The organism is Streptomyces sp. ID05-26A (assembly GCF_033794685.1).
GTDB lineage: Bacteria > Actinomycetota > Actinomycetes > Mycobacteriales > Pseudonocardiaceae > Lentzea.
Genome location: NZ_JARAYZ010000002.1, coordinates 338,015 through 352,623, shown reverse-complemented (window position 1 = coordinate 352,623; position 14,609 = coordinate 338,015). Strand labels below are relative to the sequence as shown.

Genomic DNA, 14,609 nt, shown 5'->3' with positions numbered 1-14,609 from the left:
GCGCTCACGCGGGGGTGCAGGTGATCGACACGATGCCGGGCGGCACTCCACTGCCGACGAGGTCGAAGGTGGTGGACCCGCCCGGTTCGAGCGCGGCGCCGGTCGCGCGGACCGAGGACCCGGACTGGGTCACCCGCACCACGGCGGACTCCTCCACCCGCTGACCGTCCGGGAACGTCCAGTCGAGGACCCATCCCCCGACCGGCGAGGTCCCCACGTTGGCCACCTCCACGACCGCGCGGAACCCTCCCTCCCAGGTCTCCTCCACGGTCAGCGCGGCGAAGCACGATGCGGGAGCGGGGGTTCCGATCGCCTTCTCGGGCTGCTGTCCCTCCACGGAGACGGAGAAGTCCTCGATGGCGTTGCCCGCTCCTCCGCGCCACAGGTTGAACCCGGCCTCGACCGCGACCAGGTACCAGTCCGGCGAGACCTGGCCCCGGCGGACCGAGTCCTGGGTGAACGCGCTGATGTCGAGACCCTTGACCGTCGTGACCTCACCGACGCGTTCGTAGGTGACCCGCACGCGGCCCTGGTCCCGTGCCAGCCACACGTTCCACCGCGCGTCCGAGATCGCCACCTCACGGGCCAGCAGCACCCCGCCGGGCCGGACACCGCCGCGGCTGCGGAGCCAGATCACCAGCTCGGCGCCGTCCGGAGTCTGCTCGGCGACGGGTCCCCGGTGGAACCAGACGACGTAGGCGGCGTTGAACACCCCGGCGTCGACCTGGCTGGTGACCCAGTCGCTGGTGACGCGGGACATCGCCGACACCTGCACCGGCAGGTCGCCGACGTCCGTGCACTCGCGCCAGTGGCATCCCCTGACCAGCGACGGGGTGGCGGCCGGCGCCCCCTGCGGCGGCACGTCGTGCTCGGCGCTGTCGATCCGCAACGACTGGTCCCCCACGGTCACGCACTGCGGTGTCTCGGCGCCCCAGACGTTGTTCTGGGCCAGGTAGTCCCGCCCGCCGGCCGGGGTGACGGCGTCTCTGGCGCAGAGCGAGACGCTCGCCGCTCCCTGCGGCCCGACGTGGGACAGGACCAGGCCGACGAGCGCCGCGACCGACGCTCCTCCCAGTCCGAGCGCGACGAACGCGACGGCGACGCGGAAGGCGATCTGAGCGGCGGGGTTCATCCGTGCTCCTCGGTCGGTGGCCCTGCCGAGGGATACGCCCTCCTCGGCGGGGGCGTTCACCGGAACCGCGTCCACCCTGGTCACGACGGTGGTCCACAGTGGAAGATGTCGTGGTGAACGACCGGAGACGCGGCCGGCCGACCGGTCCGACCGGTCCGGTGATCAGCCGTGCGCTGCGGTTGCTCGACGCGTTCGACGCCGAGCACCGCGCGCTGAGCCTGAGCGACCTGGCCCGCCGCGCGGACATGCCGCTGTCCACCGCCCACCGGCTGGTGCAGGAACTGTGCGCGTGGGGCGCCGTCGAACGCGACGACGACGGGCTCTACCAGGTCGGACTGCGGCTGTGGGAGCTCGGCTCGCTCGCGCCGCGCGGGCCGGGCCTGCGCGAGACCGCGCTGCCCTATCTGGAGGACCTCTGCCAGATCACCAGGGAGAACGTGCAGCTCGCGGTCAGGGAGGGCACGGAGGTCGTCTTCGTCGAACGGATCGCCGGGTTCGGGTCGGTGCCGGTGCTCACCCGCGTCGGCGGCCGGTGGGCCCTCACCTCGACCGGTGTCGGCCTGGTCCTGCTCGCGCACGCCTCGCCCGAGGTGCAGGAGGACGTCCTCAACGGACCGATCGAACACCACACCGCGAAGACCGTCACCGATCCGGTCCAGCTGCGCAGGATGCTCGCCGCGGTCCGGTCGAACGGCTACTCGGTGAGCGACCGCCAGGTCACGATGGACGCGCTGTCCGTGGGCGCGCCGATCCGCCGTGGCAACGGCGAGGTCGTCGCGGCGGTGTCCCTGGTCGTGCGGCACGGCAGCACCACCGCGCACGGACTCGCCGGGCTGGTCCGCACCTGTGCCCAGGCGATCTCCCGCGCTCTCACGGCGTGATCAACAGGTCTTCCATTTTCTGGAAACAGTGCTTCGGCTCGGGCGGTGTTCTCCACCACTCTGTGGCTCCCACCACGAGAAGGAGTTCCGATGTCCTGGTTCCCGCGTGACCAGTGGTACGTCGCCGCCTACGGCTCCGAGATCGCGCACGACCTGTTCACCCGCACCGTCTGTGGCGAGCCGATCCTGTTCTGGCGCACGCGCGACGGCTCGGTGACGGCCATGCCCGACCGCTGCGTCCACCGCCGGTTCCCGCTGTCCCAGCCCCCTTCGCGCCTCGTAGACGACCAGGTGGTGTGCGGCTACCACGGCTTCACCTACGACGCCGGCGGCAAGTGCGTCGCCGTGCCCGGCCAGACCCGCATTCCCCGCACCGCACGGTTGTCGCCCTACCCGGTCGTGGAGCAGGACTCGTTCGTCTGGGTGTTCATCGGTGATCCGGCGAACGCCGACGCCTCCCAGATCCCCCGCGCGCCGTGGCTCGTCGACCCCGCCTACACGACCGTCTGCGGCATGGAACCGCTGGACGCCAGGTACGGCCTGCTCGTCGACAACCTGCTGGACCTCTCCCACGAGACCTACCTGCACGGCGGGTACATCGGGACGCCGGAGGTCGCGTCGACCCCGATCGACACCGAGGTGGACGAGGACGCCGGCATCATCAGGGTGTCGCGCCACATGGACGACGCGGAGTGCCCGCCGTTCTACTCGAAGTCGACCGGGCTGCAGGGCAGGATCGCGCGCTGGCAGGACATCGAGTACATGCCGCCGTGCCTGTACACACTGCACAGTCGCATCGCTCCGGTCGGGTCGGTGCCCCACGCCGACGGAACCGATCCCGACGCGTTCCACGTCGAGGTCGTCTACGCGATCACCCCGGAGACCGAGACCTCGACCCACGACTTCTGGGCCGTGGCAAGGGACTTCGCTCTCGGCGACGAGGAGGTCTCCGCCTTCCTCGCGGAGAACAACCGCACCGTCGTCCTGCAGGACGTCGTGGCGTTGAACGTCCTCGAGAAGGTCATCGCGACCGAACCCGAGGGCTACCAGGAGCTGTCGATCAACATCGACACCGGCGGGCTCGCCGCGCGCCGGATGCTGGGCCGGCTGTGCGAGAAGTCGTGACGACGACGACCGGTGGCCGGGTGTTCCGCATCCACTGGGTGCCGGGCACCGACCGGCTCCACGCGACGTGCCACTGCGCCGCCGAGCGGGAGTTCGAGGACCCGATCGAGCTGTGGGAGTGGCTGCTCGGTCACCCGGAGGGGCACACACCGTGAAACTGTTGCTGGACAAGAAGGACCTGCTCGCCGACGGCGTCGTGCTGCTCACGTTCAGGGACCCGGACGACGGTCCGTTGCCCGTGTGGACTCCCGGTGCTCACATCGACGTGGTGGTCGCCGACGGAGTGATCCGCCAGTACTCGCTGTGCGGTGATCCAGCGGACACCTCGGCCTTCCAGGTGGCGGTGCTGCGCGAACCGGAGGGACGTGGCGGGTCCCGGCACGTTCACGACGTCCTCGCCGCGGGACAGCTGGTCGAGGTGAGCGAACCGCGCAACCACTTCGAGCTCGTCGAGGCGAAGCGCTACGTGTTCATCGCGGGCGGCATCGGGATCACCCCGATCCTGCCGATGGTCGCGCGGGCCGAGGCGGCGGGACACGACTGGCGGCTGACCTACGGTGGCAGGACCCGCTCGTCCATGGCGTTCCGCGCCGAACTGGAACAGCGGGACAACGTCGAGATCCGCCCCCAGGACGAGTACGGGCCGCTGGACCTGGAGGCGGTGCTGGGTGAGCCTTCACCCGGCACCGCGGTGTACTGCTGCGGGCCGGAGTCGTTGCTGCTCGCGGTCGAACAGCGTTGCTCGGACTGGCCTGCGGGCACCCTCCACGTGGAACGCTTCTCCCCCAAGGCGTCTCCGGCGCAGGGCTCCTCCGAGGAGTTCGAGGTCGAGCTGGCGCGGAGGGGCACCGTCCTGCGGGTACCGGCGAGCAGGTCCGTGCTGGAGGTGCTGGAGGACAGCGGCGTGTCCGTGCTGTCGTCCTGCCGGGAGGGCACGTGCGGCACCTGCGAGACGGGCGTCCTCGACGGCACTCCCGACCACCGCGACTCCGTTCTCACGGCAGCGGAACAGGAGTGCGGTGACGTGATGATGATCTGCGTGTCCCGGTCGCGTTCGACGCGCCTCCTGCTCGACCTTTGAGCAGTTCAGGCACGCCGGGCGGGCCCGCGTTGTTCGTCGAACGCCGTGCGGCAATGTTCGTCAAATAATTGACGTCCGTCAGGGATCTGACTACCTTCGGGCCTCTCGAAGATCCGGAACCCTGACCGGAGGCCGACGATGACCACCCGCGGAACCACTGTCAAAGCACTGCTCGGCGGCATCCTGCTCGCCGCCTGCACGCTGGTCGCACCACCGGCGTCCGCCGCGTCGCTGACCGAGGTGACGAGCTTCGGCGACAACCCGGGACGCATGCGCATGCACGTCTACGTGCCGGACGTCCGGCCCGCCAAGCCCGCCGTCGTGGTCGCGATGCACGGGTGCGGCGGGTCCGGCCCGGGCTTCCACGCCGGCAGCGAGTTCGCCTCGCTCGCCGATCGGCGCGGCTTCATCGTGATCTACCCGAGCGCCCAGCAGGAGGCCGGGTTCGGCAAGTGCTTCGACACGTGGTCCGCCGCGGCGAAGAGGCGTGGCGGCGGCAGCGACCCGGTGTCGATCGTCTCGATGATCACCTACGTCCAGCAGCGCCACCAAGGTGATCCGGGCCGGGTGTTCGTCACCGGGTCGTCCTCGGGCGGCATGATGACCAACCACATGCTCGCCCTCTACCCGGACGTCTTCAAGGCGGGCGCGGCGTTCATGGGCGTGCCGTTCGACTGCTTCGCCAACGCCGCCGACTACCCGCCCGGCCGCAGCAAGTGCACCGGCGGGAGCATGGACCGCACCCCGAAGCAGTGGGGTGACTCCGTCCGTCGCGCCACCCCGTGGTTCGCCGGACCGCGGCCGAAGGTCCAGCTGTGGCACGGCGCGGCGGACACGCTCGTGCCGTACTCCCTGCTGCGGGAGTCGATGGAGCAGTGGACCGACGTGTTCGGCCTCGGCCAGACGCCGACGTCCACCGACACCCCGCGGCCCGGCTGGAACCGCAGCCGGTACGCGGGCGAGGTCGAGGTCTACAGCATCCAGGGCGCGGGCCACAGCCTGCCGTCGGCCGGGATGGCGGCCGTCGCACTGGACTTCTTCGGGATCTGAGCGGTGGCCGGAGCGGCAGCCGGGATCCGGCTGCCGCTCCGACGGATCAGCGTTGCAGCGTCAGCAGACCCGGCCGGTACGGCAGGCGGCCGTAGTCGCCTCCCGAGTTCGGATCACGACCCTGGTAGAGCAGTTGCAGGTTGCACGGGTCGATGGTCTTGGTCTGGTCGGGGTTGGAGCGGATCAGGTCACCGTGGCTGATGTCGTTGGTCCAGGTGGCACCGCTGTTGGCCTTGCCGGCGAACGGGTTGCTCTCGCTGGCGGCCTGCGGGGTCCACGAACCGTTGAGGCTGCTGGAGGTGAACGAGCGGAAGTAGCGCCCGCCGTTCCCCATCGCCTCGACGATCATCAGGTACTGGTTCTGGCCCTGCACCTTGTAGACCTCGACGCCCTCGAACAGGTTCGCCTTGGTGTCGCTCATGATCTGCGTGAACGACGAGCCGAAGCTGCCGGGGAAGTTCCCGATCGGCATGCTCGCGCGGTAGATCTTCCCGTTGTCACCGGCGAAGAACAGGTACATGTTCGTGCCGTCACCGATGATCGTCTGGTCGATCGCGCCCGTGTCGGAGTCGGAGATGCGCCCGGTGAACAGGGTCTGCGGTGACGACCACCCGTTCGCGTTCGTCGGGTCGTTCGAGGTCCGGTAGCTGAAGGTGGTCGGACCCCACTGGTAGGTGAGCACCCAGATGTTCTTCGGCGCGAAGTAGAACAGCGTCGAGGCGACCGCGCCGGTGCTCATCCCGTTCTGGCTCGCGGACGCCATGTCCGACCAGTTCGTGAAGGCCCCGAAGTTCATCGAGCCCCAGGTCGTGCCGGTGTCGTGGGTCGTCGCGTACACGATGTGCCTGCCGTTGTGCATGACGTGGGTGAAGTCCTTGAGCGACACCCATCCCTGCTTCGGCTGCGCCAGCGCGCCGGTCGACGACCAGCGGTAGCTCGACGGGAGCTGGCACCCTCCGCCCGGAGGCGGCGTGGTCGTCGTGGTGGTCGGGTTCCCGCCGCCGCCGAGACGGACGAGCTGCCACTGCTGGTTGGAGCCGTTCCAGTCGCTGTACTGCACGACGTTGGCGCCGTCGGCGGTCGAGCCGCCCTGGACCTCGACGGCCTTGCCGCTGTTGCGGTTGACCAGCCGCACGTGGCCGCCGTCGGAGTCGGCCAGGCGGAACTGCTGGTTGCTGCCGTTGGAGTCGGACCACTGGACGATGCCGCCGCCGTCCGCGGTCGAGAAGTTGTAGACGTCGAGCACCTTGCCCGACAGCCGTGACTTGAGCCGGTAGTAGCCACCGCCGGAGTCGACGAACTGCCACTGCTGCTGGTTGCCGTCGTTGCGGGCCCACTGGGTGATGCGCGCGCCGTCGTTCGTAGCGAGGTTGTAGACGTCCAAGGCCTTGCCGCTGTTGCGGTTGACCAGGACGTACCAGGCGGTGGTGTCGACGGTCGCCGCCGACACGGGTGCCGCGCTGAAGGCCGCGATCAGACCGCCGAGCAGGACGGCGACGGCAGCGGTGATGCCGGCCACGCGACGTCCGCGGGCGCGGGAGACGGAGGTGGGCGGGTGATGGCCTGTTTCGGCCATGGGTGTGCTCCTCTTCGGTGAGGTGGGGGAATCGCCGGCAGGCGACGTCCGGTGGACCGCTTGCGCCCAGCGGCCCACCTCGCCCGTTCAAAGCGAGAACGATTGCTTCGCGAAGAAGCCATCACGGCGGAAACCGCCGCGCCCTTCACTGTGGAGGATGGTGTTCGCACGGTCAAGACGAGTCGAATCCGTTCGACTGGGCGCTGTTACCGTGCTTGCGTTCACTCGAGAACTGGAGCGCTCAGCCATGAAGTACACCGTCTCGCTGGAGATCGCCCTGCCGCGCGAAAAGGTGGCTCAGCTGCTCGCCGACCCGGAGCACCTGCCGAAGTGGCTGCGGGGCATGGTGCTGCACGAGCCGCTGAACGGGGAGCACGGGCACGTCGGCACCCGGTCGCGGGTGGTCCTGCTGACGGGCGGGCAGGAGTTCGAGGCCACCGAGACCATCACCCGCCGGGACCCGGTTGACCTGCAACGGATTCCGGCGGACACCGTCGTCCACTTCGAACGCGAGATCGTCGGCAAGGGCATGTGGAGCTCCACGGCCGACCGCCTGACCGAGGCGGGCCCGGAGACGACGCTCTGGGAGAGCGAGAACGAGTACAGGTTCAGCGGCGTGCTGATGCGGCTGGTGGGGCTCTTGATGCCCGGCACCTTCCGCAAGCAGTCGTTGCAGCACATGCAGGACTTCAAGGCGTTCGCCGAGCACGGCGAGGACGTTCGCGACGAGCAGGGCTGAACCGCAGCCTCAGCGGCGGTCCAGCGACTGCCTCACCACGTAGGCGCCCGCCAGACAGGCGCTGAGGAACAGCAGGATCGGCACGACCAACGGCCATTCGAGCAGCAGAGTGGGCACTGCGGCGGCACTCAGCAGGAACATGGCCACCATGCCGTTGCGAACGCTCGGATCCATCTCGCTCCCCCGCGGTCAGATCGGCTTTCCCCGCAAGGGTTTCCCTACCCGCTCCTGATCGCGTCAAACGTCGAACACAACCCGGGCAGCCCGGTGCATCAGGAGTGCTCGGCGTCATCGCCGTCGACGACAGCCGCGAGTCCTGAGCCGGTCCGGCATCAGGTCACGGCCGGGATCACCACGGCGGCCGTGACGGCGGCGGCGGAGGCGGCGACCGCGGCGGCGGTCCTGATCACCGCGGCGCTCACCGCCTCCGCGCCCCAGTTGCCCTGCTCCAGTTCCTTCGCGCGCCGGGCGACCTCACTCGACCACGCCAGCTTCGGCCGCAGCATCGGAAGCGCGCCGCTCGCGGACAGCAGTGCGGTCAGCGCGGCGGTGCGGGCGTCCGGGGTGGCGCCGTCCACGAGCACGGCACGGATCTGTCGCCGGACCTCCTCCTCGTGGCCGGTGCCGGTGGCGGGCAGCGTGTTCATGCGGAACAGGCCCAGCACCCGCTTCTTCTCCCTGGCGATCAGCCCGCGCTCGACGAGGCGGTCGACCACCCGTGTCCACATGTCGGCGCCGATCCTGGCCAGCAGGGAGTGGACGGACCGGGGCTTCTCGGCCGCCTTCTCGTAGCCGGACCGCAGCAACGGGTCCTCCGGGGCGTCGCCGACGGTGTGCACCTTCCCGTCCCGCACCTCGACGAGGCCCTCCAGGGCGAGTTCCACCAGCACCGCGCCGCCCATCGTGTAGTACAGCGTGCCGGCGGCGGCCGGGGTGCCGGACTCGTCGTCCATCAGCAGCAGCGCGAGGTCCTCGACGATCAGCATGTCTTCCTCTCTCAAAGCCAGTCGTGTTCTCGTGCGTAGCGGGCGGCCTCGTGCCGCGTCTTGGTCTGGGTCTTCTGCATCGCGTTCGACAGGTAGTTGCGGACCGTGCCGTCGGCGAGGTGGAGCTGTTTCGCGATGTCGGCGACCGAGTAGCCCTCCCTGGTCACGCGCAGGACGTCGAGCTCGCGGTCGGTGAGCGGGCAGTCGTCGGCCACCGCGAGCGCGGAGACGTCCGGGTCGATCCACCGCCTGCCGCCGTGCAGGGCGGCGATCACCGACGTGATGTGCGCGGGGTCCGCGGACTTGCTCACGAACCCCTGCACGCCGAGCTTGAGCGCCTTGCGCAGCACGCCGGGGCGTGCGTGCCGGGTCAGCATGAGGACCACCTGACCCGGCAGCGACCGGCGGATCTCCGCCACCGCGCCCAGACCGTCCACGCCGGGCATCTCCAGGTCGATCACCAGCACGTCCGGCCGGTGTTCGAGCGTCGCCTCGACGGCCTGCTCGCCGTTCTCCGCCTCGGCGAGGACCGTGATGTCGCCCTCCATCGGCAGCAGCGCCGCCAGGGCCTTGCGCAACAGGGCCTCGTCGTCGGCCAGCACCACCGTGGTCATCGCGCCACCCCCGACGGGAAGGCGGCGGCCGTGGTGAACTCGCCGTCGACCTGCGCCACCGTCAACTCTCCCCCGAAGCCGGCGAGCCGGTCCCGGAGCGTGGACAGGCCGCGCAGCCGTGGCGGGTCGTCGCCCGACGCGCCGTCGTTGACGATCGTGATGCCGGACTCCGCGAGCGTGATCCGCACCTGCCCCGCCTGCGCGTGCCGGAGGATGTTGGTGGTCGTCTCGCGCAGGACCTGGCCGAGCAACTCCCCCGCGTGTTCGTCGACGGGCGCCGACCGGACGATCCGCACGCGGATGCCCGCGGCCTCGAACAGGTTCTTCGCGTTCTCCAGCTCGGCCGGGAGGTTGAGCCGCCGTTGCGCGTACGCGAGTTCCTTGGTCTGCCTGATCGTGTCGCCGACCAGGGCGTGGATCTCCCGCAGCTCCTCCTCCGCGCGGCCGGCGTCGCGCCGCACCAGCTTCCCGGCCAGCGCGGTCTTGAGCTTCACCACGTGCAGCGTGTGGCCCTGGATGTCGTGCAGCTCGCTCGCGAACCGGATGCGTTCCCGCGCGACGGCCAGCTCCGCCTCGTGCTCGCGTGCCTCGTCCAGCTCCGCCAGGACCCGGTAGAAGGCGTCGTTGGCGAACATGAACCCGAGCGTGACCACGATGACGGCCGTGGGGACCAGCACGAACCGGAACGCGATCGAGCCCGCGTTCCCCTGCTCCAGCACCAACCTCGACGCACCCACCGCCGCCACGAACGCGACGAGCCCCGCGGCGGCCGGGATCCGGTGCCGCTTCAGCTGCGGCACGATGAGCGGACCCACGACCGTGATGCTGTAGAACGCCGTGACGCTCCCGCTGACCAACGCGCCGAAGACCCACACGGCGGCACTGGTTCCCAGCAGTGGCCAGGCGTAGTCGTCGATCCTGTCCTTCGCCCAAAGCACCACGGCGACCATGGACGTGAGCACACCGAGGACGAGGACGACCGCCTCCCACCAGACGCGGGAGTCGGACACGACCAGCACCGTCCCGACCGGAACGATCACCGCGAGCTGCGTGGTGATGTTCAGCCTGCTCATCCGCCCCCGAGCGGACGACGCGTAGCTGGTCGGTACCGGAGTCATCACGACCACAGTATTTCGCCGGGGCGGGGACGGCACCAGTGACACCACGTCATGCCTTCGGGGGCACAAATGTCACCGTCAGGTGGTGACGTGGTGACACTGCCCGCCCACCGTCCCTTTCGGTGGAATCGACGCCATGTCGACCACACCTGTCATCGAAGTGGACCGCCTGAACGTCCGGTACGGCGATTTCCACGCCGTGCAGGACCTTTCCTTCCACGTGCGGCGAGGTGAGCTGTACGCGTTGCTGGGCACGAACGGCGCGGGCAAGACCTCGACGCTGGAGACCGTCGAGGGACACCGCACCGCGACGTCCGGCACCGTGCGGGTCTTCGGCCACGACCCGTCCGACCGCGCCGCCGTGCGGCCTCGGATGGGAATCATGTTGCAGGACAGCGGGTTCACCCCCGACCTGACCGTCGCGGAGTCCGTCCGGCTCGTCGGGGCGCTCACACGGCGCACGGACCGGGTCGCCCGCGTGCTCGACGTCGTCGACCTCACCCGCAAGGCGGACACGAAGGTGTCGCAGCTGTCCGGTGGCGAGAAACGCCGCCTCGACTTCGCCACCGCCGTGTACGGCACGCCCGAGCTGGTGTTCCTGGACGAACCCACCACCGGCCTCGACATCCAGTCCCGCGACGACCTCTGGTCCACAGTGGACAGGATGCGCGAGAACGGCAGCACCGTGGTGCTCACGACGCACTACCTGGAGGAGGCACAGCAGCACGCCGACCGCATCGGGCTCATGCACCGCGGCAGGTTCCACCGCGAGGGCACGGTCGCCGAGCTGACCAGGACGCTGCCGTCGGTCATCCGCTTCGGTCTCGCGACACCCGCCCCGGCGCTGCCCCTGGACGCGACGAGCGAAGCGGACGGCCGGTTCCTCGTCGAGACCTTCGAACTGCAGAAGGCCATGTCGGCGTTGCTGCGCTGGGCGGAGGACAACGACCTCCAACTGCGCGACCTGGAGGCGGGCCCGACGCGTCTCGACGACGTCTTCCGCGCCATCGGCACCTCCTGACCCCGCTTCGTCCTGAAAGGACACCCGCTGTGCTCCCGATCTTCCTCAGCGAACTGACCCAGATCTTCCGCAACCGGTCGGTGCTGATCACGAGCTTCGTCATGCCGATCGCCGTCAGCGCGTTCTTCCTCTACCAGCACGATCTCTTCACCCAGATCGGCAGCCTGGGCTACATCGCCGCGATCGTGATGTTCACCGTCTGCGCGTTCGGCCTCTACGCGAGCTCCGTCACGACGCTGGCCTCGCGGCGCCAGAACCTGTTCCTCAAGCGGCTGCGGTCCACCGCCGCCGGCGACGGGGCGATCCTCACCGGGCTCGTGCTGCCCGCCACCGTGATCGCGCTGGTCCAGGTGACCGCGATCATGGCCGTGCTCGCCGCGGTCACCACGGTCCCGGAGAACATCGCCCTGCTCGCGCTCGCGGTCGTCACCACCGCGCTCATGATGGTCGGCCTGGCGCTCGCCACCGCAGGCCTGACGAACTCGCCCGAACACGCGCAGGTCACGACGCTGCCCGTCTGCCTCGGTGTCGTCGCCGTCGCGAGCTGGGTCGGCATCAGCGGGACCGAGGACCTGACGCTGCTCAAGCGGCTGCTGCCCGGAGGAGCGGCGACCGAACTGGTCGTGAACGCCTGGAACGGCGGCGCCTCGACGGCGGACTCCCTGTTCCTGCTGGCCCCGACGCTCGCGTGGGTGGTCGTGGCCGCCGCGCTGGCGTCCCGCCTGTTCCGCTGGGAGCCGCGGCGGTAGGCACCGGATAGGCACTTCTTGCCGATGCGGCGGCACGCGGGGCGAATCGATGATCAAGCTCCTCTTCGATCTTCGCGCACAGGGAGTCCCGCATGTCCACAGCAGTCGTGTCGCGCACCGTCGGCAGGCGCTGGTGGTGGTTCCTCTGGGGACTCCTCGCCCTGCTGGCGCTCGTCACCGCCGGCGTCTTCGTGCCGCCGTACCTGGCCGGGGGCTCGACCGTGCCGAACCTCGACCGAACCACCCCGGGCTACTACACCAGCCTCGTCGTCCACGCCGTGCCCGCGGGCCTCGCCCTGATCACCGGTCCGTGGCAGTTCGTGCCGAGGCTGCGGGCGCGGTATCCGCGACTGCACCGGATCACGGGCCGGAGCGGCGCTCCGCCCAGGTCCACGAACAGCTCACGACGCACCAGGTGGCCGTCGCCCGGCTCGTCGCCGCGGGCGCCACGTCGAAGGAGGTCGCGACCCAGCTGTTCATCAGCAAGCGGACCGTGGACGCGCACCTGCGCACCATCTTCCAGCGGCTCGGGGTGACCTCCCGCAGACAGCTCAGGGACCACCCCGGCCTCAGGTGATCCGGGCGCACGTCTCCGGTGTCCACACGACACCGACGAGAACCGTCACCCGCTCAGGAGCACAAGCCCGTCCGCCACGCCCAGGCGGCGATCTCCACCCGGTTGCGCACGCCCAGTTTCCGTTGCACGTTCGCCAGGTGCGTCTTGACCGTGGCCTGGGTCACGTACAGGTTCTCGGCGACCTCGGCGTTCGTCCTGCCCTGCGCCACCTGCCGGATGACGTCGAGCTCACGGTCGGTCAACGGTTCGCTCGGCGCCGAGTCCACAGTGGCCGTGTCCGAGCGGTCCAGCGCGAAGTGGGACAACAGCCGCGTGGTCACCGTGGGCGCGATCAGCGTCGCTCCCGCCGAGGCCGCGCGCACCGCCTCGACGAGCAACGCCGGTGACATGTCCTTGAGCAGGAATCCGCACGCGCCGTTCCGCAACGCGCGGTACACGTACTCGTCCAGGTCGAACGTCGTGGCGATCAGGACGTTGAGCGGGTTCAGCACCCCTGGTCCGGCGAGCAGCCTGGTCGCTTCCAGGCCGTCGAGCTTGGGCATGCGGATGTCCAGCAGGCACACGTCGGGGCGCAGGCGCCGGGCCTCGTCGACCGCGGCCTGGCCGTCCTCGACGGACGCGCACACCTCGATGTCGGGCTGGGAGTCCAGGATCATCCGGAACGCCGAACGCATCATCTCCTGGTCGTCGGCGATCAGCACGCGGATGCTCATGACCGTCCATCATGGCAGAGCCGGCGCGAGCGGCAGGACCGCGGTCACGCGCCAGCCGCTGCCCACCGGGCCCGCGGTGAGGGTGCCGCCGGCGGCCTCGACCCGTTCGGTGAGGCCCACCAGACCGAAGCCGGTGCCGGGAACGTCCGAAGTGGACGGAGAGTCGTCGGCCACCACGACCTCCAGTCGTGCTCCGGGCAGGGTCCTCGCCCGGACCTCCACCGCCCCGGCATCCCGCGCGTGGCGCAGGACGTTCGTGAGCGACTCCTGCACGACGTGCCGGACGGCGTCGACCACGGTGGCGGCCAGGTGCGTCGTCGCGAGGTCGTCGTCGATGTCGATGGTGATCGGCGGGCCCGCGAAGTGACCGACCGGCTCCGCGACCGCCTCGCCCAGCGTGCTGCGGATCGAGGCCGGTTCGTCGTCGCGCAGCACCGAGATCATGCCCCTCATCGACACGAGGGCCTGCTCGCCGGCCTGCTCGATCCCGGCCAGCGCCCTGTCCAGGTCCTCGGGCCCCGGCTGCCGGCCCTCCGTCGAGATGAAGCGGACGGCCTGCGCCTGCACCACCATCGCCGTCACGTGGTGAGCGACGAAATCGTGCAGGTCACGCGCGTACTCGAGCCTCTGTGCCTGCTTGGCGAGCTCCCCTGCGTCGACGCGGCGCTGGTCGTGCAGCCGCAGGTACATGCCGAGCAGGACGACGAACAGCATCCCGACGGCGAAGAACCCCGCCACGTAGTCGAGTTGCGGCCGTTCGAGCGTGTAGCACCGCGTCAGCATCGACACGACCGCGCCGTACAGCAGCGGAACCACCAGCATCGAACGGCTCGGCCGCAGCTCGATGATCGACCGCGCGCTCAGCCAGGCGAGCGCGGTCAGCTCCACCACTCCGAACGTGTTGTCCAGGCCGGCCGGCAACGCCTGGACCAGCAGGGTGAACACGATCGAGACGACCGCCACCGCCGCGACCACCGGCGCGCGCACCGAGGGCATCGCGAGTGCCGCGAGCGAGAGCAGGCCGGTGACCACCAGTCCCGCCCCGGTCGCCACCGTCTCCGCGCTCAGTCCCTCGAACACGACCACGGCGGTGGCGGTGAGCAGGCCGAGTCCCGCCGAAAGGCGCTGCGCCCAGGACAACCTTCTGATCTCCGCCAGCATGACCGTCACGGTAGGACAGTCGGCGGCGCCCGGCCCTCATCCCTTTGGTTGAGTGGCCCCGGAGGCGTTCGTCAGTTCGGTTGAGC

Annotated in this window: 16 protein-coding genes and 1 pseudogene; 9 read left to right on the top strand and 8 right to left on the bottom strand. The window is 69.9% G+C overall.

Going from position 1 to position 14,609, the window contains the following annotated elements; all coding sequences use genetic code 11:
• Window positions 1-4: 4 nt before the first annotated feature.
• Window positions 5-1,132: a GH12 family glycosyl hydrolase domain-containing protein gene (locus tag PV646_RS17385; RefSeq protein WP_500343023.1), complete on the bottom strand. Its 1,128-nt coding sequence runs from the start codon at window positions 1,130-1,132 to the stop codon at window positions 5-7.
• 113 nt (window positions 1,133-1,245) lie between these two features.
• Here PV646_RS17385 and PV646_RS17380 point away from each other — a divergent pair, with 113 nt between their 5' ends.
• The 5 genes from PV646_RS17380 to PV646_RS17360 all read left to right on the top strand — a co-directional run bounded on the left by PV646_RS17380 (window position 1,246) and on the right by PV646_RS17360 (window position 5,269).
• Entirely contained in the window at window positions 1,246-2,013 is a 768-nt protein-coding gene (locus PV646_RS17380; RefSeq protein WP_500343020.1) for an IclR family transcriptional regulator, read from the top strand.
• Between the two features lie 90 nt (window positions 2,014-2,103).
• Window positions 2,104-3,138 carry a Rieske 2Fe-2S domain-containing protein gene (locus tag PV646_RS17375; RefSeq protein ID WP_500343018.1) on the top strand — a complete coding sequence of 345 codons (1,035 nt, stop codon included), beginning with the start codon at window positions 2,104-2,106 and terminating at the stop codon, window positions 3,136-3,138.
• Window positions 3,135-3,293: a hypothetical protein gene (locus PV646_RS17370; protein WP_500343017.1), complete on the top strand. Its 159-nt coding sequence runs from the start codon at window positions 3,135-3,137 to the stop codon at window positions 3,291-3,293. Before PV646_RS17375 ends, PV646_RS17370 begins: the two co-directional genes overlap by 4 nt.
• Window positions 3,290-4,219, top strand: a complete 930-nt coding sequence (locus PV646_RS17365) for a PDR/VanB family oxidoreductase (protein ID WP_500343016.1) — start codon at window positions 3,290-3,292, stop codon at window positions 4,217-4,219. Before PV646_RS17370 ends, PV646_RS17365 begins: the two co-directional genes overlap by 4 nt.
• Before the next feature lie 138 nt (window positions 4,220-4,357).
• Window positions 4,358-5,269, top strand: coding sequence for an extracellular catalytic domain type 1 short-chain-length polyhydroxyalkanoate depolymerase (locus tag PV646_RS17360; RefSeq protein WP_500343014.1), 912 nt, complete (start codon window positions 4,358-4,360; stop codon window positions 5,267-5,269).
• A gap of 46 nt (window positions 5,270-5,315) precedes the next feature.
• On the opposite strand, the gene PV646_RS17355 is transcribed toward PV646_RS17360, so the two are convergent.
• Window positions 5,316-6,845 (bottom strand): non-reducing end alpha-L-arabinofuranosidase family hydrolase, encoded by a 1,530-nt coding sequence (locus tag PV646_RS17355; protein ID WP_500343012.1) that lies wholly within the window; start codon window positions 6,843-6,845, stop codon window positions 5,316-5,318.
• Between the two features lie 247 nt (window positions 6,846-7,092).
• Here PV646_RS17355 and PV646_RS17350 point away from each other — a divergent pair, with 247 nt between their 5' ends.
• Window positions 7,093-7,584 (top strand): SRPBCC family protein, encoded by a 492-nt coding sequence (locus tag PV646_RS17350; RefSeq protein ID WP_500343011.1) that lies wholly within the window; start codon window positions 7,093-7,095, stop codon window positions 7,582-7,584.
• 9 nt (window positions 7,585-7,593) lie between these two features.
• Here the strand turns inward: PV646_RS17350 and PV646_RS17345 are convergent, their stop codons facing one another.
• The 4 genes from PV646_RS17345 to PV646_RS17330 form a co-directional block, all read right to left on the bottom strand.
• The gene (locus PV646_RS17345) at window positions 7,594-7,758 is read right to left on the bottom strand and encodes a hypothetical protein (RefSeq protein ID WP_500343010.1); all 165 of its coding nucleotides are present in this window, start codon (window positions 7,756-7,758) and stop codon (window positions 7,594-7,596) included.
• Window positions 7,759-7,916: 158 nt separating this feature from the next.
• A complete protein-coding gene (locus PV646_RS17340) occupies window positions 7,917-8,570 on the bottom strand; it encodes a GOLPH3/VPS74 family protein (RefSeq protein ID WP_500343009.1) in 654 nt (217 codons plus the stop codon).
• An 11-nt stretch (window positions 8,571-8,581) separates the two neighbouring features.
• The gene (locus PV646_RS17335) at window positions 8,582-9,184 is read right to left on the bottom strand and encodes a response regulator transcription factor (RefSeq protein ID WP_500343008.1); all 603 of its coding nucleotides are present in this window, start codon (window positions 9,182-9,184) and stop codon (window positions 8,582-8,584) included.
• Entirely contained in the window at window positions 9,181-10,302 is a 1,122-nt protein-coding gene (locus PV646_RS17330) for a sensor histidine kinase (protein WP_500343007.1), read from the bottom strand. The genes PV646_RS17335 and PV646_RS17330 overlap by 4 nt, the downstream gene beginning before the upstream one ends.
• A 136-nt stretch (window positions 10,303-10,438) precedes the next feature.
• Here PV646_RS17330 and PV646_RS17325 point away from each other — a divergent pair, with 136 nt between their 5' ends.
• From PV646_RS17325 to PV646_RS17315, 3 genes and pseudogenes are all read left to right on the top strand, one after another.
• Window positions 10,439-11,323: an ABC transporter ATP-binding protein gene (locus PV646_RS17325; protein WP_500343005.1), complete on the top strand. Its 885-nt coding sequence runs from the start codon at window positions 10,439-10,441 to the stop codon at window positions 11,321-11,323.
• Window positions 11,324-11,352: 29 nt separating this feature from the next.
• Window positions 11,353-12,072, top strand: a complete 720-nt coding sequence (locus PV646_RS17320) for an ABC transporter permease (RefSeq protein WP_500343004.1) — start codon at window positions 11,353-11,355, stop codon at window positions 12,070-12,072.
• Between the two features lie 421 nt (window positions 12,073-12,493).
• A pseudogene (locus tag PV646_RS17315) lies at window positions 12,494-12,649 on the top strand (LuxR C-terminal-related transcriptional regulator); the annotation flags it as partial.
• 53 nt (window positions 12,650-12,702) lie between these two features.
• On the opposite strand, the gene PV646_RS17310 reads toward PV646_RS17315, so the two are convergent.
• The gene (locus PV646_RS17310; RefSeq protein WP_500343002.1) at window positions 12,703-13,362 is read right to left on the bottom strand and encodes a response regulator; all 660 of its coding nucleotides are present in this window, start codon (window positions 13,360-13,362) and stop codon (window positions 12,703-12,705) included.
• 9 nt (window positions 13,363-13,371) lie between these two features.
• The gene (locus PV646_RS17305; RefSeq protein WP_500345024.1) at window positions 13,372-14,523 is read right to left on the bottom strand and encodes a sensor histidine kinase; all 1,152 of its coding nucleotides are present in this window, start codon (window positions 14,521-14,523) and stop codon (window positions 13,372-13,374) included.
• Window positions 14,524-14,609 lie beyond the last annotated feature (86 nt).